Source organism: Thermalbibacter longus (assembly GCF_023806485.1).
GTDB lineage: Bacteria > Chloroflexota > Chloroflexia > Thermomicrobiales > Thermomicrobiaceae > Thermalbibacter > Thermalbibacter longus.
The window spans coordinates 40,664-64,973 of sequence record NZ_JAMSLR010000010.1; the positions used below are offsets into that span (position 1 = coordinate 40,664).

At 66.0% G+C, this 24,310-nt stretch carries 19 protein-coding genes and 1 tRNA gene; 13 read left to right on the plus strand and 7 right to left on the minus strand.

The annotated features are described in order from the left end of the window. Positions 1 to 257: 257 nt before the first annotated feature. The 7 genes from NET02_RS12890 to glmS form a co-directional block, all read right to left on the minus strand. A complete protein-coding gene (locus NET02_RS12890; RefSeq protein WP_284057833.1) occupies positions 258 to 980 on the minus strand; it encodes a hypothetical protein in 723 nt (240 codons plus the stop codon). Between the two features lie 356 nt (positions 981 to 1,336). Further along, positions 1,337 to 1,410 (minus strand) — tRNA-Asp (locus NET02_RS12895). Between the two features lie 274 nt (positions 1,411 to 1,684). Further along, entirely contained in the window at positions 1,685 to 2,353 is a 669-nt protein-coding gene (locus NET02_RS12900) for a haloacid dehalogenase type II (RefSeq protein ID WP_284057834.1), read from the minus strand. Positions 2,354 to 2,427: 74 nt separating this feature from the next. Further along, entirely contained in the window at positions 2,428 to 3,648 is a 1,221-nt protein-coding gene (locus NET02_RS12905) for a glutamate ligase domain-containing protein (protein ID WP_284057835.1), read from the minus strand. A gap of 78 nt (positions 3,649 to 3,726) precedes the next feature. Beyond that, complete coding sequence (gene rdgB, locus NET02_RS12910) at positions 3,727 to 4,398, minus strand: RdgB/HAM1 family non-canonical purine NTP pyrophosphatase (protein ID WP_284057836.1); 672 nt, start codon at positions 4,396 to 4,398, stop codon at positions 3,727 to 3,729. Further along, positions 4,395 to 5,234 (minus strand): TatD family hydrolase, encoded by an 840-nt coding sequence (locus tag NET02_RS12915; RefSeq protein ID WP_284057837.1) that lies wholly within the window; start codon positions 5,232 to 5,234, stop codon positions 4,395 to 4,397. Before NET02_RS12915 ends, rdgB begins: the two co-directional genes overlap by 4 nt. A 1-nt stretch (position 5,235) precedes the next feature. Then, entirely contained in the window at positions 5,236 to 7,017 is a 1,782-nt protein-coding gene (glmS, locus tag NET02_RS12920; protein ID WP_284057838.1) for a glutamine--fructose-6-phosphate transaminase (isomerizing), read from the minus strand. A gap of 692 nt (positions 7,018 to 7,709) precedes the next feature. On the opposite strand from glmS, the gene purB reads away from it, so the two are divergent. The 13 genes from purB (at position 7,710) to NET02_RS12985 (ending at position 24,309) form a co-directional block, all read left to right on the plus strand. Further along, positions 7,710 to 9,029 carry an adenylosuccinate lyase gene (gene purB, locus NET02_RS12925; protein ID WP_284057839.1) on the plus strand — a complete coding sequence of 440 codons (1,320 nt, stop codon included), beginning with the start codon at positions 7,710 to 7,712 and terminating at the stop codon, positions 9,027 to 9,029. Continuing rightward, the gene (locus NET02_RS12930) at positions 9,026 to 9,934 is read left to right on the plus strand and encodes a phosphoribosylaminoimidazolesuccinocarboxamide synthase (protein WP_284057840.1); all 909 of its coding nucleotides are present in this window, start codon (positions 9,026 to 9,028) and stop codon (positions 9,932 to 9,934) included. Before purB ends, NET02_RS12930 begins: the two co-directional genes overlap by 4 nt. 9 nt (positions 9,935 to 9,943) lie before the next feature. Further along, positions 9,944 to 10,207, plus strand: coding sequence for a phosphoribosylformylglycinamidine synthase subunit PurS (gene purS, locus NET02_RS12935; protein WP_284057841.1), 264 nt, complete (start codon positions 9,944 to 9,946; stop codon positions 10,205 to 10,207). Positions 10,208 to 10,243: 36 nt separating this feature from the next. Next, positions 10,244 to 10,951 carry a phosphoribosylformylglycinamidine synthase subunit PurQ gene (gene purQ, locus NET02_RS12940; RefSeq protein WP_284057842.1) on the plus strand — a complete coding sequence of 236 codons (708 nt, stop codon included), beginning with the start codon at positions 10,244 to 10,246 and terminating at the stop codon, positions 10,949 to 10,951. 75 nt (positions 10,952 to 11,026) lie between these two features. Further along, on the plus strand, positions 11,027 to 13,234 hold the full coding sequence (gene purL / locus NET02_RS12945) for a phosphoribosylformylglycinamidine synthase subunit PurL (protein WP_284057843.1): 2,208 nt from the start codon (positions 11,027 to 11,029) through the stop codon (positions 13,232 to 13,234). 85 nt (positions 13,235 to 13,319) lie between these two features. After that, a complete protein-coding gene (purF, locus tag NET02_RS12950; RefSeq protein WP_284057844.1) occupies positions 13,320 to 14,717 on the plus strand; it encodes an amidophosphoribosyltransferase in 1,398 nt (465 codons plus the stop codon). 109 nt (positions 14,718 to 14,826) lie between these two features. After that, positions 14,827 to 16,269, plus strand: coding sequence for an MptA/MptB family glycosyltransferase (locus NET02_RS12955; protein WP_284057845.1), 1,443 nt, complete (start codon positions 14,827 to 14,829; stop codon positions 16,267 to 16,269). A 117-nt stretch (positions 16,270 to 16,386) separates the two neighbouring features. Then, entirely contained in the window at positions 16,387 to 17,499 is a 1,113-nt protein-coding gene (gcvT, locus tag NET02_RS12960) for a glycine cleavage system aminomethyltransferase GcvT (RefSeq protein ID WP_284057846.1), read from the plus strand. Positions 17,500 to 17,526: 27 nt separating this feature from the next. Then, positions 17,527 to 17,925 (plus strand): glycine cleavage system protein GcvH, encoded by a 399-nt coding sequence (gcvH, locus tag NET02_RS12965; protein ID WP_284057847.1) that lies wholly within the window; start codon positions 17,527 to 17,529, stop codon positions 17,923 to 17,925. Between the two features lie 181 nt (positions 17,926 to 18,106). Continuing rightward, positions 18,107 to 19,453, plus strand: coding sequence for an aminomethyl-transferring glycine dehydrogenase subunit GcvPA (gcvPA, locus tag NET02_RS12970; protein ID WP_284057848.1), 1,347 nt, complete (start codon positions 18,107 to 18,109; stop codon positions 19,451 to 19,453). Between the two features lie 364 nt (positions 19,454 to 19,817). Continuing rightward, positions 19,818 to 20,426: a PadR family transcriptional regulator gene (locus NET02_RS12975; protein ID WP_284057849.1), complete on the plus strand. Its 609-nt coding sequence runs from the start codon at positions 19,818 to 19,820 to the stop codon at positions 20,424 to 20,426. Between the two features lie 189 nt (positions 20,427 to 20,615). Continuing rightward, complete coding sequence (locus NET02_RS12980) at positions 20,616 to 21,305, plus strand: ABC transporter ATP-binding protein (protein ID WP_347711042.1); 690 nt, start codon at positions 20,616 to 20,618, stop codon at positions 21,303 to 21,305. A gap of 19 nt (positions 21,306 to 21,324) precedes the next feature. Continuing rightward, positions 21,325 to 24,309 (plus strand): ABC transporter permease, encoded by a 2,985-nt coding sequence (locus tag NET02_RS12985; protein WP_284057851.1) that lies wholly within the window; start codon positions 21,325 to 21,327, stop codon positions 24,307 to 24,309. Position 24,310 lies beyond the last annotated feature (1 nt).

Consider the following 24,310-nt stretch of genomic DNA (forward strand, 5'->3'; position numbering starts at 1 on the left):
AACTGTGACGTAGTTCGCGACCGTACTCGAGCTGCCGGCGACCGTATGTCATACAGGACGTTGCCCTCCGGCGCAACTGGCGCATGCCTGCTGGCGAAGCCGTCGACGCGCGCGGATCAGAGACGTAGCTGGCTCCGGAGGAGTATCCTCGCAGACGTCGCTTTCCGTCCGCCGGCTAGGCCTGCCGACCGCACGGCATGCTGACCCGGGTTCCTCTCCCGTGGCTCAAGCTCATCGGGTGTATCCCGGAGCGTCGATCAGCCTGTGTCAGGCAGACCGTAGTGGCAGCGAAGGCGGTCGACCCAGCCGCGGACGGTGGTCTCTGGCTGCCGACCGAGCCAGTCGATGGTCTCCTGGGGCATCGATAGCCACCCGGCCACCTCGACGACCGTCGAGGCTGGCACGACGAGCGAGTCCGCCACGCCCGCGCGCAGCGCCGCGCCGACGAGTGCGGGCGCGAACATCGCCAGATCCATCTCCACGAGCAGGGCTGCAGGCTCGACCCGCTCCATGAGTCGCCGTACCCGCTCGACCCACCCGAGCAGGGTAGTGGCTTTCTGCCTGTGAAGATGTTCGCGGATCTCCTCCGGGAGTCGAGCCAGCCGCGCAGCTCGGGTCGCGACTTCCGTAGACACCTGCACCGACGTCGCTTGTTGCTGCACGACCACCGCGGCGAGGCCGAGCCAGAAGTTGTGGAGTTGTGCGCGGTAGAGGCCGTGGCGAATCTGCTCTTCGTCGAGTTTGGGAAATCGAAACAGCCCGGCTGACGCTTCGTGCAGTAACTCGTCGAGCGTGAGGGGCTGAGGGTCGTTTAGCGACGAAGCTTGCGAAGTCCGATCGCTGGGCGCGGTAGTAGATTGTGTGCGGTTCCCGCTCTGCTCCTGAGGTGGATCGTCCATAAGCGCGCGTTGGACGACCACGTCGAACGGTGAGATGAACCAGGGAAGTGGCCACTTGTCCTGTGAAGAACCGTGAGACATGCGGAGCTCCTTTCGTAACCGATCGCCCGAACCAGAGGTCGACCACGTAGGGAGCGGCAACGTGGACAGCGTACGACCTCGCGGGGAACCATGGGGTTCCCGGCCTCGCGGGCGTTCGGGAGACGAGCGAATAGGGGAGATTCCGGATCGATCTCGTTGGCAAGAGGAGTGGTGGGGCGTCGAGCCGGCGGGAGGATCGGATGCGAGCGCTCGAGCGGGCGCGCAATGCGGCAGAGCGAGGCAGCGGATGTGCCCACTCTGCAGCACCGCTGGGCGGGGAACAGGGCGGGTCGCGACTGGCGAGGGCGAGAAACGAACCAGCGCTCCATGCGGAGCGCTGGTAGACCATCTTTAGGCGGAAGCGACGGGATTCGAACCCGCGATCTCGGCCTTGACAGGGCCGCGTGTTAGGCCTCTACACCACGCCTCCATTGTCACGAGCCATAGGATGCCACAGAATTGCCCGCTGTGTCAAGAATCCCAGAACAGCGCCCAACGCCCGAGCAAGATCGATGGTTAACGTACATATCCGGGCGGACCGTGCTGTCGCCCGCGATCACAACGCTCTTGCCAGAGCGCGATCTCGCCGTTTGCGCATCTCGAAATCCAGTCACCCGATGTGCTAGGCCTGGTCCCGAGCCAGGACGGCGAACTGCGGTAGAGCTGGGCAGGCCCGGGCATTGCCGCGTTGCGGGCGGCGAGCCTCAGTCGATCCCGAGGAGGCTGGGTAGGCCTGTTAGATCGGAAATTTCGTCATACGGTCCGAAAGCGGGATCGCCGGCTCTCCCCTGGCGATTGACCCACACCCGTGCCCATCCCAGATAGTGCGCAGGCCAGATGTCGTACTCGAACCCCTGAGCCACGTGAAGCACGTCGTCCGCCTGGCAGCCCAGATCCCGGAGCGTATGCTGAAAGATCGCGATATTGGGCTTGTACGAGCGTGCCTGCTGGGCCGTGACGACGCGGTCGAACGGCACGCCGATGCGCTCCAGGTTGCCGGCGATGAGGTCATCGTCGGTGTTGGAGATGATGGCGATCTTGCAGTGCTTTCGCACACGTTCGAGCACGGCGGGAACCTCTGGGAACGGGCCGAAGGTCGGCACCGCGTCGACGATGGCGTCACCGTCCTCGTCTCTACAGGCCAGTCCGAACTGCTGCATGACTCGAGCGAGGCTGCGGCGTAGCAATTCGCGGTAGGGCCGGTATTCGCCGAGCACCGCCTCCTGATATCTGATCTTGGTCGCAGTCTGCAAGAAGCGATCGAGGTCGACCTGCTCGGCTCGTGTCCCGAGTGTTCGAACGATCACGGAGTCGATATCGAAGTCGACAAGCGTGCCGTAGCAGTCAAAAGTGATCCACTGCGGACGGTTCATGGACCGTACTCCTCAGGATCGTCTCGATGGCCCGCAGCTCGCCGTGGGGCACTTCCGCCCTGTCGCCGAGCGGGTTATGCGCGACCCGATCTTAGGGTCTCGATCGCCTGGTCGACCGTACGGGTGATCACCAGGCAGAGATCACCCTCCCGGAGGAGCTGGAGCGCGTGCTGGATCGCCGTCGACTCGTCCGGCTGGGTCACGATCAACGGCGGCATGACGTTTCGAATCAACCCAGCCTTCAAGAGATCGAGGTGCCCGTCGGCGACGACACCGTGGATGATGACCACGCCTCCCAGCCGGCCGAGCAGCTTCCCCACCTCCACGGTCTGATCGGGGCTCAGATCCTCGAAGCCATGGGAGACAATGATCGTGCGCCGGTGCGGCTGCTGGCGTATGCCGCGGATGAGCTGGCGGAGTGTCCACGGGTGGTGCGACGTGTCGAGAATGATAGTCGCACCGCGTCGATCGATAAGGTTGCACGCGCCAGGGAGCAGGTGCGGGTCGGGCAAAAAGCGCCGCACCGCTCGCTGGATAATTCCGTGCGGTACGCCCAGGCAGAGCGCCAGGGCAGTCGCGCACAGCACATTCTGTACCTGGAAGGTGAGCGAGCCGCCGAGCGTAAAGGCGATATCCTGCACGCGCAGGATCGGTACGGCCGAGTCCGCGTTCCCGCCTACGACCACGCCGTCGTCCAGCCAAACGCCCCGACCGCCGGTAGAGAGATGCCGGCGCAGCGCCGGGTTCTCCGGGTGCAGCGCGAACAGCACGACCTCGGCTGTCGTCTCTTCAGCGACACCGAGGACCTCGAGATCGTCGGCGTTGAGCACGAGCTGCCCCGTTGGGTGGACGGCCCGAGCGACGATCCTCTGCGCCCGGGCAGCGTGTTGCGCCTCCGGGCTAATCAGGCAGGCTTCGTTGTTGCCGCAGATCGTGGTCACGGCCGCCAGGCGATATGCCTGCGGCGGTAGCCCGACGCTGGCAACCACCGGTGCCTCCAATTCTTGGATCGCGATCGCGAGCTCGCCTCCCTGTAGCGCGTGTAGCACTTCAGTCCACGGTTGGAGCTCACCGGGCTGCCGCCGGCCGTTGACGAAGACCCCGGCCGAGCACCATAAGCCGAGCGGCCAGCCGAGATCGCTCAGAATATCGTGGAGCAACCACGAGGTCGTCGACTTGCCGCGTGTCCCAGTGATCGCGACAACCGGTACCGGATCAGCGAGCGGCTCGGGTGAGCCTACTGCGTCATACAATCGGGCCATCGAAGGAACGGCGTCTGTCTCGCTCGCGCTCATCTTCCTTTTCCTCAATCATTTCGATCACAGCTCCACGGCCCCACGAAGGAGGCAATCGGTGCCGCTCGGCATGGCCGGCTACGGGATGCCACCATCGTCTTTGTCACGTCCATCGGGCTCTCCAGCCGAAGCTGCCCGTTCACTCGACTCCTCCCGGTCCAGCCACGCGTGCAGTGCTTCGATCACCTGTCGCAGCGCCTGCGCGCGATGGCTCACGCGGTTCTTCTCCTCGAGAGTCATTTCGGCAACCGTGCGATTCTCGCCTAGGGGCTGAAAGACCGGATCGTAGCCGAACCCTCCTTGCCCGCGCGGCGCGTGCACGATCTGTCCCTCGAGGACTCCCTCTCCCAGAAACTCGCTACCGTCAGGGACCACCAGCGCTACCACCGCTCGGAAGCGCGCGGTACGGCGTCCCTCCGGCACCCCGTCGAGCCGATTCAATAGCAGCGCGATGTTGGCGGCATCGCTGGCACGCGGGCCAGCGTAGCGTGCCGAGCGCACGCCCGGCTCGCCGCCGAGCGCGTCGACCTCGAGCCCGGAGTCGTCCGCGATGGCGATCAACCCCGATTGCTGGGCAGCGGCCCGCGCCTTCAGCAGGGCATTCTCGGCGAAAGTCGAGCCCGTCTCGGGAGGCAGCGTCACGCCCGCCTCCGCGGCTGATACGACCTCGACCTCCGGTGGTAGGAGGCTCTGGAGCTCGCGGAGCTTCCCGGGGTTGGAGCTCGCCAGCACGATGCGACGCTTCGTCATAGCTCGCCGACCTCTATCGACCGGGCCGTTATCTCTACGCCAGTTCCCTCGCCGAGATCGAAGGGGAGGCCGAATAGCCTCACGGCGTTCTCCGTGGTGACGCGAGCGACCTCCTCGCGGGAAACGCCGCGGAGCATGGCCAATTTGTCCGCGACAATCGGCAGGTAAGCCGGCTCGTTGCGCTGCCCACGATACGGCACGGGCGGCAGATATGGCGAGTCGGTCTCGAGCACCAGGCGGTCGAGCGGAGCCCAGCGCAGGGCCTCCCGCACGTCGTCGGCCCGCTTGTACGTCACCACCCCACCGACACCGAGGTACATGCCCAGGTCCAGGCAGGCGCGAGCATACGCCAGGTCGCCGGTGAAGCAGTGCATGACACCGCGATGCGGCGGCCCCGCCTCGCGCAGTACGGCGATCACGTCCCCGGCAGCGTCGCGCTGGTGGACGATGAACGGAAAGCCCAGTCGCTTCGCGAGCAGAACCTGCCGCAGGAAGACCTCGCGCTGAACTTCTCGCGGGGCTGTATCCCAGTAATAGTCGAGGCCGATCTCTCCGATCGCGCGTACCCGAGGGTTCCCGGCTGCCTGGAGCAGCGCGCGCTCGAGCTCGTCGTCGTAGCGGGCAGCCTCGGTTGGGTGCAATCCGACGGTGGCGAAGACGCCAGGCGTCGACTCCGCGAGTGCCGTGGCCGTGCGCCAGCGCTCGGGCGCGAAGCCGATCACGAGGAAGGCACCAACGCCGGCTGATCGCGCACGGGCGATGACCGCCTGCCGGTCTGCGTCGAAGACCTCCAGGTCGAGGTGGCAATGCGTATCGATCAGGATCGGCTCGTCCACGCTACTTCACCGTCACGCTCTTGGCCAGATTTCTCGGCTTGTCCGGGTCCAGCCCCTTGCGCACCGCCAGGTAATAGCCGAGGAGCTGCGCCGGGATCACGTTGACCAGCGGCGACGCATCCCCGACTTCGGCTACTGGCAGGTGCACATCGAACACTGCCTCGTCCTCTGGCGAAACGCCGATGATCCAGCCACCCCGGCTCTGCAGCTCCATGGCGCCAGACAGGATATCCGCGCGCGTCTCGTCGAGCGGGGAGAAAACAAAACACGGTACGCCAGGCTCTACGAGCGCGATCACACCGTGCTTCAGCTCACCGCCGGGGAAGCCTTCGGCGTGCAGGTAGCTCACCTCTTTGATCTTCAATGCCGCCTCTAGCGCCGTCGGGTAGGAGAGGCCACGACCGATGACGAAACAGTGCTGGTGGTCGGCGAGGCGATCGGCCACAGCCTTGACGCGATCCTGAAAGTCCGGCGTCAGTGCCCTCACCATCCCGTCCACCGCGCGCCAGAGCAGATCGAGGCCGACGTGCTCGCTGCCGTTGAGGATGTGTGCCGTCAACAGCAGCAGAGCGAGCTTGGCGGTGTACGCCTTGGTCGAGAGCACGCTCTGCTCGGGCCCCGCGAGCAGCGGCAGGGTGAAGTCGGCCAGCCGGTCGAGCGTGGAGCCGGTCACGTTCACCAGCGCGGCGACTCGCGCGCCCCGGCGCTTGGCCGCCAGCACGGCCTCGATGACGTCCACGGTCTCGCCGCTCTGCGAGAGCGCGATGACTAGGCTGCGCTCGGTGAGGAAATGCTCCTGGTACTTGAACTCGGAAGCGACCACCGAGTTCACGTGGCGCCGCGCGATGCGCGAGAAGAGGTACGATCCGGCCAGCGCCGCGTAGCCAGCGGTGCCGCAGCCGACCAGGAAGGTGCCGTAGGAGCGGCTGATCAACTCGGCGAGTTCGCGGGCCTGCGCCGGGTGCTCGCGGATGATGCGCTCGAGAACCCGCGGCTGCTCGTGGATCTCCTTGATTAGATAATGTGGGAATCCGTCCAACGACGTGTCGGCTGACTTGAGTGCTAGCGCTTGCCAGCGTGGTTCGCGCGCCGCTCGGCGCGATCGGTCATAGAGGTGCAGCCCGTCGGCGCGGATAGCGGCGACCTCGTCGTCCCCGAGGTAGTGCACCTGTTCGGCCAGGCCGACAAGGGCTACGGCATCCGAAGCGACGTATGTTCCCGTCGAGCCGATCCCGATCACCAGGGGAGAGATCGACTTGACCGCGATCAACTGCTGTGTCGGGTAGTGCAGTACGATGAAGGCGTTGAGCCCCTCGATCCGCTCGAAGGCTGCCTGCACGGCGCGTACGACCGTTTCAGGATCCTGGGCCTCCGACGCAGCGAGGATCTGCTCGACGAGGTGGGCGAAGACCTCACTATCGGTGTCACTGCGGAAGCGGTGACCGTCGGCCTCCAGCTCGCAGCGCAGCTTGCGGAAATTCTCGATGATGCCGTTGTGGATGACGGCAAGCTGGCCAGTACAGTCGAGGTGCGGATGGGCATTGACATCGGTCACGCCCCCGTGCGTGGCCCAGCGGGTGTGGCCGAAAGCAATCGAGCTGGCAGGGAGGTCGGGCGTCGTCGCGGGGATGCGCCCCGCCCGCTTGACGACGCTGATGTGACCGTTGATGCCGATGCCGACGCCCCAGGAGTCATACCCACGGTACTCGAGCTTGCGCAGCGCGTCCACTACAGTCCCGGCGCACACCGCGCGTGTCGTCACGTACCCGAAGATGCCGCACATTGCACAGCGTCCCCCTATGCGACCGCCTGGCCCTTCGAGGCCATGCCGGCCGCTCCCTTCGTGCACTCGCCTCTACCTGTGGCCTGTGCCGAGCTGAACGCTGGAGTGCTTAACGCTCTCCGTCCGGGGGAGCTGTCCTCGCACGCCGGCCAGCCTTTGTCTCGCCGATCGCTCGACGCCTTTGCTCTGGCCGTCACGACCGTGCCAGCCGGGAGGCCATCCGCCGAATCTTTCGACCAGCCTCCACCTCGTCGGCTTGCCGCCTCCCTCGACAAGCCCAGGCGCTACTCAGCTCGCTCCTCTTTTCGCCCCCTTCTCAGCTACGAGCACCGGCCAGGCACACTATACCCTGCTGGCTCACTTACTGACAACTCGGTGCAGGCCAGCGTGTCGTTAAAACCGGTAATTTCAAGGATCGCTGGGGAATCGACCCGCCTGGCATCGATAGGCGTGCTGCGCCTCTCCGCGCGATCGCGAATGCGTATATAATCACCAGGGAGACACCGGGTGGGCGCGGGCGAGCAGACAGCAAAACGCATCGACCTTGCACGCGGGCTGCGGGAGCAGGGCAGTGCCTTGCCCCTCGTTATGCCAATGCCCCAGCGGTTCAGCCTCCCTGCGTGTGACTCGTTCCTCTGCCGGCTTCCTATCGTAGCTTCTGGGGCCTGCCCCGCCTCAGGAGGAGGGGAGCGGTGATCCCTCGCTATACCAGGCCCGAGATGGGACGCATCTGGAGTGAAGAGCACAAGATCTCGCTCTGGCTTCGTGTCGAAATCGCGGTCGCCGAAGCCTGGGCGACGCGCGGCGTCATCCCGCCCGGCGCGATGGAGCGCATCCGCGGCGCGAAGTGTGACCTCGAGCGGATGCGCCAGATCGAAAAAGAAGTCGACCACGATGTTATCGCTTTCCTCCGGGCGACGGGTGAGTCGGTCGGGGAAGCGGCCCGCTTCATCCACCTGGGGCTGACCAGCTCCGACGTCATCGACACCGCGCTGGCGCTCCAGCTCGTCGAAGCAGCCGACCTTCTGGTGGCTGATTTGGACCGGCTGATCGAGGTGGTAGGCCGGCGGGCGATCGAGCATCGACGCACGGTGATGATCGGCCGGACGCACGGGGTGCACGCCGAGCCGATCACCTTCGGCTTCAAGCTCGCTGGATGGTACGCCGAATTGAAGCGGGCGCGCGAGCGGCTGCTAGCGGCACGCGAGGAAGTCCGCGTCGGCAAGATATCCGGGGCCGTCGGTACCCATGCGAATGTGCCTCCAGATCTCGAGGAAGAGGTCTGTCAGCGGTTGGGCCTGCGCGCCGACCCGGCTTCGACCCAGGTTGTCTCGCGTGACCGCCACGCTTTCTTCGTCGCCGCACTGGCGATCCTCGGCTCGACGCTCGACCGGTTCGCGACAGAGATCCGTCACCTCCAGCGAACCGAGGTGCGCGAGCTCGAGGAGCCGTTCGACCCGAGCAACATGGGCTCTTCCGCCATGCCGCACAAGCGTAACCCGCACGAGAGCGAACGGATCAGCGGGCTCGCCAGGCTGCTCAGGAGCTACGTGGGGCCGGCGCTCGAGGACATCGCCCTCTGGCACGAGCGGGACATCAGCCACAGCTCGGTCGAGCGGGTCGTGCTGCCGGATGCGTGCATCCTGGCAGACTACCTGCTGGCACTCATGACCGAGATCGTCGAAGGCTGGGTCGTGTACCCCGAGCGGATGCGGCAGAACCTGGATGCGACGGCCGGAGCGATTTTCTCGCAGCAGGCTATGTTGCGGCTCGTCGAAGCAGGCCTGGATCGGCAGGACGCCTACCGCATCGTCCAGCGCCTCGCTCGCCAGGCCTGGGAGACCGGTACTCACCTGCGCGAGCTCCTGCTCGCGGACCAGCGGGTCCGCGCGCATCTTTCCCCTGAACAGATCGACGCGATCTTCGACCTCGAGCCGCACCTGCGCTACGTCGACGAGACGTTCCGCCGGGTGGGACTGCCGGTTAGCGCGCCGGAGGCTCTGAGCGCATGACCGCGAGAGCCGTGCTCGAGGTGGAGATCCCGGAGCTGCCGCGCTTCCGGCGAGGCAAAGTGAGGGAAACGTTCGACCTGGGCGATCGCTTGCTGATGGTGGCGACCGATCGCCTCTCGGCGTTCGACGTGGTACTTCCGACCGGTATCCCTGGCAAAGGGGTGGTATTGACCCAGCTCTCGCGCTTCTGGTTCGAGTGGTTCGGTCACCGCATTCGCTCGCATTACGTGACCACCGATCTGAGCAACCTGCCGCCAGCAGTGCAGCGTCACCGCGTGGTGCTGGAGGGACGATCGATGATCGTTCGCCGCGCTGAGCGGATCGACGTCGAGTGCGTGGCGCGCGGCTACCTGAGCGGCTCGGCCTGGGCCGAGTACCGCGAGAGCGGCACGGTTGCGGGCCAGCGGCTGCCGGCGGGGCTGGTCGAGAGCGACCGGCTTCCCGAGCCGCTCTTCACGCCAGCGGTCAAGGCTGAGAGCGGCCACGACCGCAACATCAGCTTCCCTGAGCTGGTCGATCTGGTGGGCGAGGAACTAGCCACCAGATTGCGAGAAGAGACGCTGGCAATCTACCGGGCGGCCGAGCGCTACGCGCTCGACCGGGGCGTCATCATCGCGGATACGAAGCTGGAGTTCGGCTGGATCGACGGGAAGCTGGCGGTGATCGACGAGCTGTTGACGCCAGACAGCTCACGGTTCTGGGACGCGGAGCGCTACAGCCCGGGTAGAGCACAGCCCTCGTTCGACAAGCAGTTCGTGCGAGACTGGCTGCTCTCCTCGAGCTGGAACCGAGAACCACCGGGGCCGGCCCTCCCCGACGACGTCGTAGAGGCTACCCGGCGTCGCTACTTCGAGGCGTACGAGCGGCTGACCGGACAGGTGCTCCGGTTGCCCGACGATGAGTAGGCGGGCGAGATGACCAGCGAAAAAGCGTGGCGAGCCGACGTGTACGTGGCGCTCAAGGCGGGCGTGAACGACCCCCAGGGCTTGGCTGTGCGGGATGGCCTGCACCGGTTGGGTTACGATGAGGTGTCACAGGTGCGGGTGGGGCGGTACATCCAGGTCTGGTTGGAGGCGCCGGACGAGGAAGCGGCAGCGGCGCGCGTTCGCGAGATGTGCGAGCGGTTGCTGGCGAACCCAGTGATCGAGGAATACCGGTTTCATGTGGTTCGAGCGTGACGCCCAGCGCTGGGCGGGGTGTGGACGGAACCAGGCATGCGTTTCGCAGTGATCACGTTTCCTGGCAGCAACGGTGACCACGACGCGCTGATGGCGATCCAGATGGGACTGGGGCAGCCCGTGGAGCTCGTCTGGCATACGGAGACCGATCTCTCCCGCTTTGACTGCCTGATCATCCCGGGTGGGTTCTCCTACGGCGACTATCTTCGCGCGGGCGCCATCGCGCGCTTCGCGCCGGTCATGGAGTCCGTTCGGGCGTTCGCTGAGGCAGGTGGCCCGGTACTCGGCATCTGCAACGGGTTCCAGATCCTTACCGAAGCTGGCCTGCTGCCGGGCGCGCTGCTGCGCAACGCCTCGCTCTCGTTCGAGTGCGCCTGGGTACACGTACGGGTGGACAACGACCGGACGCCCTGGACACGCGCGCTCGCCCCGGGGACGATCCTGCGGCTGCCGATCGCCCACGGCGAGGGGCGCTACTACGCGGACGACGCGACGCTCGAGCGGCTCGAGCGCGAAGGCCGGGTCGTGTTCCGCTACGTCGACGCCGACGGCCGGGTCACCCCGGAGGCGAACCCGAATGGCTCGCTGAACAACATCGCTGGGGTGTGCAACGAGCGCGGCAACGTGGTGGGCCTAATGCCGCACCCCGAGCGAGCCTACGACCGGCTCATCGGTGGAGATGACGGTCTGCGCGTGCTGTCCGCCGTGCTGCGGGCTGGGGTCGCGGCTGCGAGCCGCTCATAGGGAACCCCAGCCGGAGATGAAGATCGGATTCTGGTAGGAAACGGGCGGTGGGAAACGCCGAAGAGGCAGGGGCGCATGCAGGTTACGCCTGAGATCCTGGCTGAAGTCGCCCTGACCGAGGACGAGTACCGGCTGATCGTGGAGCGGCTGGGCCGCGAGCCCAACCCGGTCGAGCTGGGTATGTTCGGGGCGATGTGGAGCGAGCACTGCGGCTACAAGAACTCGCGGCCGCTCCTCAAGCGGCTGCCGACGAGCGGCCCGCGGGTCGTGCAGGGGCCCGGCGAGAACGCCGGCGCGGTGGACATCGGTGAAGGGCTGGTCGCGGTGCTCAAGATCGAGTCCCACAACCATCCCAGCGCGGTCGAGCCCTTCCAGGGCGCCGCTACCGGCGTCGGAGGCATCGTGCGCGACATCTTCACCATGGGCGCGCGGCCGGTGGCCATCCTCGATTCGCTCCGCTTCGGGCCCCTAGAGGAGCCGCGCAACCGCTACTTGTTCCACGGTGTCGTTGGTGGGATCGGCTGGTACGGTAACTGCCTAGGTATCCCCACGGTGGCGGGGGACGTCTTCTTCGACCCTGGCTACAGCGCGAACCCGCTAGTCAACGCGATGTGCGTCGGCGTGGCCCGCCGGGACGCGCTGGTGCGCGCGAGGGCGACCGGGCCGGGGAATCTCGTGCTCCTGGTGGGCGCCGACACGGGACGGGACGGGATCCACGGCGCGACGTTCGCTTCCGTCGAGGATCCGGAGAAGTCTCATCGCGGCGTGGTGCAGGTGGGGAACCCGTTCTTGGAGAAGCTGCTGCTGGAAGCCTGTCTCGAAGCGCTCGAGAGCGGTTGCGTCGTGGCGATGCAGGATCTCGGCGCAGCCGGGCTGACCAGCTCGACGGCGGAGACCGCGGCCCGCGGCGGGGTCGGCATCGAGATCGACGTCGCCAAGGTACCACGCCGCGAGGCAGGCATGACGCCGTACGAGGTGATGCTCTCGGAGAGCCAGGAGCGCATGCTGGTGATCGTCGAGCCATCGAAGCTGGAGGTGGTCGAGGCGATCTTCCGGCGCTGGGAGCTGCACGCGGCGGTCATCGGCCGGGTGACCGGCGATGGGATGCTCCGGGTGCTCGAGGACGGCCGGCCGGTGGCCGAGGTGCCGGTACGCCTGCTGACCGATGCACCCACCTACGTGCGCCAGGGCCGTGAAGACCCCGAGATCGCCGCGCTGCGGAATCGCGACCTCTCGGCAGTGCCTGACCTGGGCCGCTCGCCGGAGGAAGGATTGACCGCGGGGCAGGCCCTGCTCGCGCTGCTCCGCTCGCCGAACATCGCCAGCCGGCGTCCGGTGTACAGGACGTACGACCACACGATCCTGACCAACACCGTCCTGCCGCCGGGCGAAGGGGATGCCGCGGTGTTGCGCATCAAAGGCACCCGGCTCGGACTGGCAGTGAAGACCGACTGCAACCCGCGCTATTGCCTGCTCGATCCGTATCTGGGTGCCCAGCACGCGGTGGCGGAGGCGGCGCGCAACGTCTCCTGCGTCGGCGCCGAGCCCGCCGCGATCACCGATTGTCTCAACTTCGGCAACCCGGAGCGTCCCGGGGTCTATTACCAGCTCTCGCAAGCCATCGAAGGGATGGCAGTGGCCTGCGAGGCGCTCGGCATCCCGATCGTGAGCGGCAACGCCAGCCTGTACAACGAATCCGGCGGCCGGGCCATCCCGCCGACCCCGACGATCGGTATCGTCGGGGTCTTGGACGACGTTACCCGCCATGCCGGGCTGGCCTTCGCCAGCCAAGGAGTGGTCTATCTCATCGGGCCGGCACAGGCCACGCTGGGGGCCAGCGAGTACTTGGCGCTGCTCCACGGGCTGACTGCTGGCTCGCCGCCGTCGTTGGATCTGGAATTAGAGCTGCAGGTGCAGCGGGCCGTACGAGAGGGCATCGCCCGGGGCGTGGTGCGCGCGGCGCACGACTGCAGCGAAGGCGGCCTCGCTGTGGCGCTGGCCGAGAGCTGCATCGCTGGCCAGGTCGGTGGCCGCTTCGAGATCGAGCCGCTCATCGAGGCCAACGCCGGACGACTCGACCGGGCGCTGTTCGGAGAAGCGGGCTCCCGCGTTCTGGTTCAGGTCGCTCCCGGTGACGAGGCCAACCTTATCGCCCTGCTCAATGGCTATCGGCTCCCGTACCTGCGGCTGGGAGAGACCGGCGGGGACTCGCTCGTCCTCGGGGATGCGCTCGCGATTTCGCTCGGCGAGCTGCGAGCAGCCTGGTCCAGCGGGCTGGGCTAGATGCTCTCCGTTTTTTGAAGCGCGTGTACGTTCGGCCCTGTGTGTTACACTCGGGCTGAGTATGGGCACCGGTCAGGAGCGGGCCGTGCAGTGGGAGAGTCCGCGTGAGGAGTGCGGCGTCTTCGGGATCTATGCTCCCGGCGAGGACGTCGCCAGGCTGACCTTCTTCGGCCTCTACGCGTTGCAGCACCGGGGACAGGAGAGCGCTGGCATCGCGACCAGCGACGGGCAACGGCTCTATCTGCATACGCGGATGGGTCTGGTCAACACAGCCTTCACCGAGGAGGACCTACGGCGTCTCCCCGGTCACATCGCAATCGGCCATACCCGGTATTCGACCACCGGGAGTAGCGTGGTAGTGAATGCAGGGCCGTTCCTGGTACAGGAGGGGATCGAGCCGGTTGCGGTGGCCCACAACGGCAACCTCGTCAACTCTGAGCAACTCCGCCAGGAGTTGCTCGCTCAGGGGATTCGGCTGGCCGGTACCACGGATACCGAAGCGCTCACCTGGGTGCTGGCGCTCACCCCTGGCTCCGACCTCGCCACTCGGATTCGTCGAGCGATGGCTCGCTTTCTCGGCGCGTACAGCCTCGCGATCTTGACGCCAGGGGCGCTAGCAGCGGTGCGTGACCCGCTCGGCATCAGGCCGCTGTGCCTGGGGCGACTGGGAGCGGGCTGGGTGGTCGCGTCGGAGACCTGCGCGCTGGCGACCATCGGGGCCACCTTCGAGCGCGAAGTCGAACCCGGAGAGATCGTGGTGATCGATTCGGAGGGTCTCCGCAGCTATCCTGCTCCTGAACTGGCCGAGCGACAGGCGACCTGCATCTTCGAGTTCATCTACTTCGCCCGGCCGGACAGCCAGATGATGGGGCGCCGGCTGCACATCGTTCGCCAGCGCATGGGCATGGAGCTCTGGCGAGAGCACCCGGCCGACGCCGACGTCGTCGTCCCGTTGCCCGATTCGGCAGTGCCGGCCGCGATCGGCTACTCGAGGGCCTCAGGTATCCCCTACGCCGAGGCGCTCATCAAGAATCGCTATATCGGTCGCACCTTCATCCAGCCCGACCAGCGGCTGCGAGAGCAAGGAGTCAAGCTCAAGTTCAACGCGCTCCCGGAAGTATTGGAAGGCAAGCGCGTGGTGCTGGTCGACGACACGATCGTCCGGGGCACGACGAGCCGGCCGATCGTCGAGTTACTACGCCAGAACGGCGCCAGAGAAGTGCACATGCGGGTGCACGCGCCGCCGATCATGTGGCCGTGCTACCTGGGCGTCGACATGGCTACGCGCGAGGAGCTGATCGCGGCGCGCCTCTCGGTCGAGGAGATCGGCCGGGCTATCGGCGCCGACTCCATTGGCTATCTGAGCCTCGAAGGGTTGCTCCGCGCCATCGGATTGCCACACGATCGGTTTTGTACCGCATGCCTGACCGGGCAGTACCCAGTACCCGTGCCGACAGTCGCGGCGGTCGTGGCGAACCGGTAGGCAATGCCCCGTGCCCGAAGGAGCCGAGGTCGCGTCCGATGCCAGCAGAACGTCCGGCTGCTCCGCCGGGCATCAGCCGCACGTCTGGGATCTCGCTGACAGAGTAGCGATGTCGATCAGGTCTCCTGGATTCGATCCAAGCGGGCGATATCGCTTCAGCACGTCGCCGTCGGTCAGGCGGCGGGCGTGGTTCGGCGCGTATCCCGAGTCACAGGTGGCACTCGTCGGCGCTGCCTGCACGCTGTGCATCCTGCTCGTGCTCCTGCTCACGACGGCACGCGCTGATGCCGCGATGTACACATTCAAGTCCCTGCGAGAGATGGTCCGCAATTCTCGCCTCTTCCACGAGGTGATCCCGACCGCCGTCGTGCTCCCTTCGATCGCCTATGCCGTGCTGGCGTGGGGCTGTGTCGCGCTGCTCTGGATGGTCTACGTCCCGCTCAACCTCCGCTTGGTAGGGCATCGGCTCGACTTTCGACTGATCGCTCGGTGGACGATGGCCCTCGCGCTCGTCGCACTGGCCATCCCGCCGATCTTCTCGACGGATGTATTCTCGTACTCGCTGTTCGGTCGCCTCGGTGCGGTCTACGGTTTGAACCCGTACATGGCCACCGGCCGCGACCTTTCCGGGAACGATCCGCTGCTGCCGTATCTCTACTGGCGCGACATTCCTTCTCCGTACGGTCCCGTGTGGACGATCATCTCGATCATCGTCGCGGCCGGGCCGGACGCGTCACCGCTCGAGCTGGCGCTTCGTTTCAAGCTGCTGTGCCTGGGCGCGTTCGTGATCAGCGGGTGGCTGATCTACCGGTTCGTGCAGGAGCGCTGGCCCGAGCACGCCGCCTGGGCCTATCTCGCGTTCACATGGAATCCGCTGGTGATCGTGGAGGGCCTCATCGCCGGGCATAACGACACGGTGGTGCTGGCCCTGCTGCTCACCGGCGCCTGGCTGCTGCTGAGCGGGCAGCCGGCGCTCGGCGCTCTCGGCTTGACCGCCTCCGCGCTCATCAAGTACTCGACGCTGCCAATCCTCGGGCTGGCCGGTTTGGCTGCGCTCGCAAAGGCTCCTCCGTCCCAGCGTACTGGCACGGCAGTGCGCCTAGGTGGCGCGATCCTCGGGTCGATCGTGGTCGCCTTTGCGCCGTTCTGGGTCGGCATCGAGGTGCTCACCAGCACGCTCAACGAGCCCGGGCGAGGGATAAACAATCTCCTGATTCGCGGATTGGGCTGGCTCGTCACCGAGGCGACGGGAGGGCGGGTCGACGCGCTGGCGCCGGCCGGAGCCGTGGGGCTAGCGGTGGTGCTTTTCCTGCTGTGGCTGCTCGTCGGTTTCCGACGCCGATTGAGCGCCCTACCGGACTGGACGGTCCATGATCAGCTTGCGGCGTGGAGCCAGATTCTCCTCGCGTTTCTGGTGGTCTGGCCGCGGATCCATACCTGGTACTTCCTCTTGCCGCTCGGGCTCGCGCTCGCTGCCGGACCCGATCACCGCCGCTCGTTCTGGGCAGCGCTGATCGCAGCCATGGCCTCCTATACGTCGTACCTGCTTTGAACCTGCCTTTGCGAAGGCTGACCGCTCCAAGGGATTGCCCGTTCAGGAATGTTGACCGCTTCCGATCGGCATGGCTAGAATCGGCTGATCGAGCAATGGTGGCGGAAGGGGGCTCGATTGACGGAACTGAAGCGGACCCCGCTTGCGGAGCGGCACCAGCAGCTCGGTGCCCGCATGATCGAATTCGCCGGCTGGTACATGCCCGTCCAGTACAAGGGCATCATCGTCGAGCACCAGACCGTCCGCACGATCGCCGGGCTGTTCGATCTAGGTCACATGGGTCAGGTTGAGGTGGGCGGGCCCGACGCGCTGGAGTTCCTGCAGTACGTCTCCCCGAACGATGTGGCCCGGTTACGGCCGGGAGAGGCGCAGTACTCGATGCTCCTCTACCCGAACGGAGGCGTGGTCGACGATATCTTAATCTACAATCGCCCGGCGGGCGATGGCTACTTCGTGGTCGTCAACGCCGCCAACACCGAGAAGGACGTCGCCTGGCTCAACGAGCAGCGGACGCAACGCTCAGACCTCAAGGTTGACGTGATCGATGTCTCCGACCGGACCGGGATGCTCGCGATCCAAGGCCCGCAGGCGGAGGCGATCCTGCAACGCCTCACGCGCGCCGATCTCTCGGAGGTGGAGTACTTTCACGCCATCGAGACCGACGTGGCCGGGGTGCCGGCAATGGTGGCCCGGACGGGATATACCGGGGAGGACGGCTTCGAGCTGTACTTTCCGATCGAGCATGCGGTCGCCCTCTGGGATCGACTGCTCGAGGCCGGCACGCCGGACGGCATGCTGCCGATCGGGCTCGGCGCGCGCGATACGCTGCGGCTCGAGGCCTGCCTGCCCCTGTACGGCAATGAGCTGTCGGCAGAGATTACGCCACTGGAGGCCGGCCTGAGCTGGGTGGTGAAATTCGACAAGGGCGACTTCATCGGGCGGGAGGCGTTGCTCCGGCAGAGGAGCGAAGGAATTCCCCGCAAGCTCGTGGGGTTCAAGATGGTGGAGCGCGGTGGAGTGCCACGCTCGCACTGCGAGGTGCAGGTCGATGGCAAGACGGTCGGGTTCGTGACCAGTGGCACGTCGTCTCCGACGCTGCGTGAGAACATCGGGCTCGCCTTGGTCGCTCGAGAGTATGCTGGAGTCGGCCGGCCGCTGGACATCGTGATACGTGGCCGTCCAGTGCGGGCCGAGCAGGTAAAGACGCCGTTTTACAAGCGGGCACGATAGTCGACATAAAAGGAGGTCGTGAGCAGCATGGTACAGGTCGAGCAGGGGCTGCGGTATTCGCGCACGCACGAGTGGGCCAGGATCGAGGGCGATGTTGCCACCGTCGGCGTTACTGACTACGCCCAGTCCGAGTTGGGCGATATCACCTACCTCGAGTTGCCGCAACCGGGCACGCAGGTCAAGCAGGGTGAGCCGATGGGCGTCATCGAGTCGGTCAAGGCCGCGTCTGATATCTATTCACCGGTCAGCGGTGAAGTGATCGAGGCGAACCAGGGAGTGGTCGATGCGCCGGAGAAGGTGAACCAGTCACCGTACGGGGAGGCCTGGCTGGTCAAGATCCGGCTCAGTGACCCATCCGAGGTAGAGAACCTGATGGATGCCACTGCCTACGAGCAGTTCCTGGCTGAAGAGGCAGCCGCGCGATGACGGCCGGTTAGGCAGTGCTGGGTTGATCAGGTGCGGAAAGGCGATCCTGGCAATAAACCCGCCCGGCCGCAGGTACTGCCGCTGGCGTAGAGGACGTAGTGCCTGAGCGCGTCCAGAGGTAGGACACGGTTGAATACTCTGGACGTGCTCATGAGAACTAGCACGAGCGGGAGAGCGAGCGATGACGTTCAGCCCACATACGCCTGAAGACCGCAAGGCGATGCTCGAGGCGATCGGAGTCAGTAGCGTCGCTGAACTCTTCGAGGTGGTGCCCGAGGAGCACCGTTTCCCGTCGCTCGACCTTCCGCCGCGCCTCTCCGAGGCCGATGCGTACCGCGAGCTGGTCCGTCTCGCCGAACGCAACGTGAACGCCAGCACGGCGGCCACCTTCCTCGGTGCAGGTTCGTACAATCACTACGTGCCGGCAACAGTGCAGCAGATTCTCTGGCGTGGCGAGTTCTACACGGCTTATACGCCTTACCAGCCCGAGGTTGCCCAGGGTACCTTACAGGCGATCTACGAGTTCCAGTCGTCAATCTGCCTCCTGACGGGCATGGAGGTCTCGAACGCGTCCCTGTACGACGGTGCCACCGCGCTGGCGGAGGGGGCGCTCCTTTCGGTTTCGCTCCCTCGCCAGCGCACGAAGATCGTGGTCGCCGGCACAGTCCACCCGTATTACCGATCCGTGCTGCAGACCTACACCCGTGGGCTGCTCGTCACGGTCGAAGAGCTGCCGCTGCCGCACGAGACGCTGCTCACGACGCCGGAGATGGTCGCACCCTATCTCGACGAGCGTACCGCCTGCCTGGTCGTGCAGTATCCGAACTTCTTCGGGCGCATCGAGGACATCGCGGCGTTCGCCGAGATGGCTCACCAGGCCGGCTCACGCTTGCTGGTGTCCGTCTATCCGATCGCGCTCGGGCTGCTCAAAGCTCCGGGGGAACTCGGGGCCGACATCGTTACGGGAGAGGGCCAGAGTCTCGGCATACCCCAGTCGTTCGGTGGCCCGGTGCTGGGATTGTTAGCGACCAAGCGCGAACTCGTGCGGCAATTGCCGGGTCGCCTGATCGGGATGACGCAGGACAGCGAGGGCAAGCGCGGCTTCGTGATGGTGCTGCAGACCCGCGAGCAACACATCCGGCGCGAGAAGGCAACGAGCAACATCTGCACCAATCAAGGGTTGATGTCGCTTGCGGCGACGGTTTATCTCTCGTCGCTCGGGAAGCAGGGACTTCGCCGCGTCGCGGAGCTGTGCTATCACAAGGCCCACTATCTCGCCGAGCGGATCGCGGCGCTCGATAGGTGGGAGGTCGTCGGCGCAGGCCCGTTCTTCAACGAGTTCGCAGTGCGGACGCCGATTGCGCCCGAGGAGGTCAACCGCCGGTTGCTCGACGAGGGCATTATCGGCGGTTACCCGCTCAACCAGGTCGACCCGCGGCTGAGCGACCTCATGCTAGTCTGCGCGACCGAGCAGAACACCCGGGAACAGATCGACCACTTCGTCTCGGCCCTGGCATCCATGGCGTAGGGCGTTCAGGTCTTTCTCGCCGTCCCTCTCCGTTGGCCCGGCGCCTTCGACACTCGGGGTGGGGAGCCGAGCACGAGGTGCGCGCCTTGCCGGCCCGGCGTCTCGACCTGCCCCGGCCGGCAGGATAGCGCTGCGCAGGGCTGTGTGGAGATTCGGGTCTGTTCAGCAGGTGCCGTGCCGCAACGCCTCAGATTTCCCGGGCTTGCCACCGGGCGAGTAGCCTGCTATCTTTGATCGATATGTGCGTTGGAGATAGTCGCATCGGAGGTAATTCGGTGACACAACAGAAGAGCGGCGCGAACCGGCGATGCAGCAGAGTGGACGCGCTCATGTACGGTAGGTCCGAGCGCATCGAGCACTGCGCATGAGTGGCGACCGGAATCGATCACTGTCCGATAACGGCTATGCCCTGCTCGGCCTGCTGGCCGTGCTCGGAGAACGTAGCGGCTACGAGCTGAAGAAGGTCGCGGATCAGAGCCTGCGCTACTTCTACTGGAGCCCATCGCGCAGCCAGGTGTACCGAGCCCTGCGCAGGCTGGAGCAGCTCGGTTACGTGACCGCTCGCGAGGTGGAGCAGGAGTCGCTGCCAGACAAGCGTCTGTACCGCATAACCCCATCCGGCGAGTCGGCCCTCAGAGCCTGGCTGACCCGCCGGCCGCTGCCGCCGGACGATATCCGTAGCCCAGCGACCCTGGTCATCTTTTTCGGCGACCTCGTGCCACGGGAGATCCTGCTCGAGCAGCTCCAGGAGCTCCGCCAGCGCGCGCAGGCCGACCTCGCTCGGTTCGACGAGATCGAGGCCAGGATCGGGTCTGACCCACGAGCGCTGTTCCGCCGCCTAGTCTTGCGCCGCGGCATCGCTGACGCGCGGGAGACGATCGCCTGGGTCGACGAGGTGCTCGCCACTCTCGTCCGGACCGAGCTGGAGACGGACGCCGGGTGTAGCGTCGTGACGGCGGACGAGGAGTTATGAGGCGCGATCGGCGGAAGCGGTGTCAACAGCAACGTCATCGGCTGAACGGAAAGGAGCGAGATGGTGAGAGAGCCATCTGACCGCCTTCAGAACGAGCCATTTCGTCGGCTGGGCAGAAGGAGAGAGGCAGCGGGGACTGCTGGTGAGCAGCGGTCCTCGACGTCGCTACTCGAGGCCACGGAGCACGACCTGATCATCCAGGCCGTCGGAGTCGTGAAGACGTACGACACGGGCAAGATTCGGGTGCCAGCGTTGCGCGGCATCGATCTGCAGGTGCGGCGCGGCGAGATGGTCGCGGTGATGGGGCCCTCGGGCAGCGGCAAGACGACGTTGCTCAACTGTCTCTCCGGGCTCGATACGGTCGACGCTGGAACAATTCTGATCGCTGGCCGAGAGCTGGCCAGGCTCTCGGACAACGAGCGCAGCGAGTTTCGTTCTCGGCACATGGGATTCATCTTCCAGCTCTTCAACCTGATCCCCGTCCTGACCGCGGTCGAGAACGTCGAGCTACCGTTGCTGATAGCCGGGGTCAAACCGGCTGAGGCGCGCCGGCGGGCGATGGAGGCACTGGACCAGGTAGGGCTGACCGATCGAGCCGGGCACAAGCCGGCCGAGCTCTCCGGCGGCCAGCAACAGCGCGTCGCCATCGCGCGGGCCCTAGCGAACCAGCCGGAAATCGTGTGGGCCGACGAACCGACGGGCAACCTCGACACGCAAAACGCCGAAGAGGTGCTGGCCTTGATGCGCGAGCTCAATCATCGCAACCGCCAGACATTCGTGATCGTCACGCACGATCCGCGGATCGGAGCCGCCTGCGACCGGGTGATTCGAATGCAGGATGGGCTGATCGTCGACGATGGCCACGCGCTAGCAGAGTAGGCCAGGAGGGACAGTCACCGTGAACGAGGTCTTCGGCATACCGATGTCCAGCCTGGCGACTGTGCTGGCTGTCGCCTTTTTCTTCTGCCTCGCAATCTCGGGAGCAATATGGGTGCGCCGGCCGATTCTGGCCCGCATCGGCATGCGTAACATCCCGCGCCGGCGAGTGCAGACTGCGCTCGTGATCGTTGGTTTGATGCTGAGCACGCTCATCTTTGCCGCCGCTCTGACCACTGGCACCACCCTGAACCGCAGCATCACTTCGGACGTCTATCGCCTGAGCGGCGACGTGGATGAGCTGGTGGTGCCCTCTGGCGGCGAGAGTGAGTTCGCTGGTCCATCCCCCGGCGTGACGTTCCCAGAGGACGTCACAGCTACGATCCGCCAGGTGGCCGACGAAGAGCCGCTGATCGACGCGGTCATACCAGCCCTGTGGCAGCCGGTGCCAGCGCTCAACCCGCGAACCGGGCTGAGCGAGCCGGTCGTCAACCTGATCGGGCTCGATCCAACGTCGATCGAGTCTATCGGCAGCCTCCGCGACGTCGATGGACAGCCGATCGACCTAGCGGGACTACCGCAGGACGGGGTCGTGCTCGGCGAGAGCACGGCGCAGCAACTGGATGCCCAGGTGGGTGACCGGTTGACTCTCTACGTCGAGAGCGCGACGGTCGACGTCAACGTGGCTGCCATCGCCCCGGACTGGGTGTTGACCGGCACGCTGTCGACCGGCGGTGAGAGTGGACTCGCTATGCCGCTCGCGCGGGCGCAGGAGTTACTGGGGCGTCCAGGCGAGGTCAGCTTCATCGCCGTCAGCAACCGGGGCGACGCGCGGGGAGGGCTTCAGCACTCCGACGACGTGACCGCGCGGCTGAACCGGGCGCTCGAGGGCACGCCGTACCGCGCTATCCCGGTTAAGCAGCGATCGGTCGAGCAGGCGGAGCAGGCCGGCGAGTCGTTCGCCAGCTTCTTCTTGATCTTCGGGCTGTTCTCGGTCGCGGCTGGACTGCTCCTCATCTTCCTGATCTTTGCCCTGCTGGCCGCTGAGCGCAAGCCAGAGATGGGCACGCTGCGGGCGTTGGGAATGAAGCGCCGTCACCTGGTCGCCGTCTTTCTGCTGGAGGGGTTAGGCTACAACCTGATCGCAGCCCTGGTCGGAGCGGTGCTAGGCGTCCTGGTGGCCTTCGGCATTGCTGGCATCATGGCGCAGCTCATCGGCGAGTTCCTGGCCATCGAGCCGGCCTGGCGCCCCCGTGACCTCGTCGTGGCCTACACGCTCGGCGTCGTCGTGACGTTCCTGACCGTGGCCGTGGCGGCCTGGCGGGTCAGCCGGCTGAACATCGTATCGGCCGTGCGGGATCTGCCCGAGCCATCGCTGCCCCGTGCCGGGCGACGCTGGCTGGTCTTCGGAGTACTGGGCCTGCTGTTGGGCGGCCTCATGCTCTGGGGCGGCAAAACGGCCGATCAACTCTTCCTGTTCGCCTTCGGAATGTCGCTGTTGCCGTTGAGCCTGGCAGCGATCTTGCGCCGCTTCGGTGTCCCACCCCGGCCCCTCTACAGCCTGGCCTCAGCGCTCGTACTCGCCTACTGGCTCTTGCCCGACTCGCTCCATAACCGCCTCTTCGGCCGCATGGAGGGGGACATCGAGATGTTCTTCCTCTCCGGCGTTATGATGGTTGCGGCCTCGACCGTGTTGATCGTCTGGAACGCCGATGTGCTCACGCTGCTGGTGGGTGCCTTCGGCCGTTCCTTCCGGAGCTGGTTACCGGCGGTCAAGATCGCGGTCGCGTACCCGCTCGCCAGCCGTGGCCGCACGGGCCTCACCATCGCGATGTTCAGCCTGATCATCTTCTCGCTGGTGGTGATGTCGACCATCAATGCCAACTTCATGGCGCTCTTCGCGAGCGACCGGGCCGGAGCCGGCTGGGAGATCGCCGCCAGCAAGCCTCCGACGAATCCGATCCCCGACTTTCGCCAGGCGCTCGCGGATGCCGGGATCGACACCGGTGGCATCACGGCGGTGGGCCGAGTGCTCCAGATGGGGCCGTTCCAGGCGCAGGCTCGCCAGCCCGGCGACAGCGAGTGGTCGAACTACCCGGTGAGCGGGATCGACCGCGCGTTTGCCCAGGCGAGCGACGCGCCGCTCCAGCTTCGGGCAAGCGGCTACGACAGCGACAGGGCTGTGTGGGAGGCCGTGAGCGACGATCCGACCCTCGCTATCGTGGACGCCAACACGCTCCAGTCCGGGGGCTTCGGCGGCGGGCCGGTGCGATTCACCATCGAGGGAGTCGAGCGCCAGGGATCGACGATGCAACCTGTTCAAATCGAGATCCGGAGCCCGCTCGACAACCGGGTCAGGCAGCTTACGGTCATCGGGGTGATCGATCCGCAGGCATCGATGCTCTTCGGCATCTATGTGAGCGAGCGGGCGTTCCAGGAACTGTTCCCCGAGCCGGCCAGCATCACGTACTACATCGATGTCGCTCCCGGTGCCGACGCGCAAGCGCTGAGCCGGCAGATCGAGGCCGGGCTGATCCCCTACGGGGTGCAGGGGACCGTCATTGCCGATGAGATCGCCGAGCAGACGAGCATCGCCCGCGGCTTCATCCGGCTGATCCAGGGCTTCATGGCGCTGGGGCTGGTGGTCGGTATCGCGGCGCTCGGGGTCGTGTCGTTCCGGGCGGTGGTCGAGCGGAGGCACCAAATCGGTACGCTGCGAGCCATCGGCTATCGCCAGTCGATGGTCGCGGCCAGCTTCCTGCTGGAATCGACGATCGTCACCGCGCTCGGCGTGCTCTCGGGGCTGGTGCTCGGGCTACTGCTCTCGCGCCTCGTCCTCTTCAGCGAGGACTTCAACGAGTCGTTCCAATTCGAATCGCTGATCATCCCCTGGGGCCAGATCGCGTTCTTCGCCGGGCTGGCGCTCGCTGTGGCCCTGCTGATGGCGTACGTGCCGGCACGCCAGGCCTCGCGCGTCTCGATCGTCGAGGCATTGCGCTACGAGTAGG

Bases quoted from the DNA above. Each gene is read 5' to 3' on its own strand.
- NET02_RS12890 (WP_284057833.1), bottom strand. From the start codon at position 980: ATGTCTCACGGTTCTTCACAGGACAAGTGGCCACTTCCCTGGTTCATC.
- NET02_RS12900 (WP_284057834.1), bottom strand. From the start codon at position 2,353: ATGAACCGTCCGCAGTGGATCACTTTTGACTGCTACGGCACGCTTGTC.
- NET02_RS12905 (WP_284057835.1), bottom strand. From the start codon at position 3,648: ATGAGCGCGAGCGAGACAGACGCCGTTCCTTCGATGGCCCGATTGTAT.
- rdgB (WP_284057836.1), bottom strand. From the start codon at position 4,398: ATGACGAAGCGTCGCATCGTGCTGGCGAGCTCCAACCCCGGGAAGCTC.
- glmS (WP_284057838.1), bottom strand. From the start codon at position 7,017: ATGTGCGGCATCTTCGGGTACGTGACGACACGCGCGGTGTGCGCCGGG.
- NET02_RS12930 (WP_284057840.1), top strand. From the start codon at position 9,026: ATGACCGCGAGAGCCGTGCTCGAGGTGGAGATCCCGGAGCTGCCGCGC.
- purS (WP_284057841.1), top strand. From the start codon at position 9,944: ATGACCAGCGAAAAAGCGTGGCGAGCCGACGTGTACGTGGCGCTCAAG.
- purQ (WP_284057842.1), top strand. From the start codon at position 10,244: ATGCGTTTCGCAGTGATCACGTTTCCTGGCAGCAACGGTGACCACGAC.
- purL (WP_284057843.1), top strand. From the start codon at position 11,027: ATGCAGGTTACGCCTGAGATCCTGGCTGAAGTCGCCCTGACCGAGGAC.
- NET02_RS12955 (WP_284057845.1), top strand. From the start codon at position 14,827: ATGTCGATCAGGTCTCCTGGATTCGATCCAAGCGGGCGATATCGCTTC.
- gcvH (WP_284057847.1), top strand. From the start codon at position 17,527: ATGGTACAGGTCGAGCAGGGGCTGCGGTATTCGCGCACGCACGAGTGG.
- gcvPA (WP_284057848.1), top strand. From the start codon at position 18,107: ATGACGTTCAGCCCACATACGCCTGAAGACCGCAAGGCGATGCTCGAG.
- NET02_RS12975 (WP_284057849.1), top strand. From the start codon at position 19,818: ATGAGTGGCGACCGGAATCGATCACTGTCCGATAACGGCTATGCCCTG.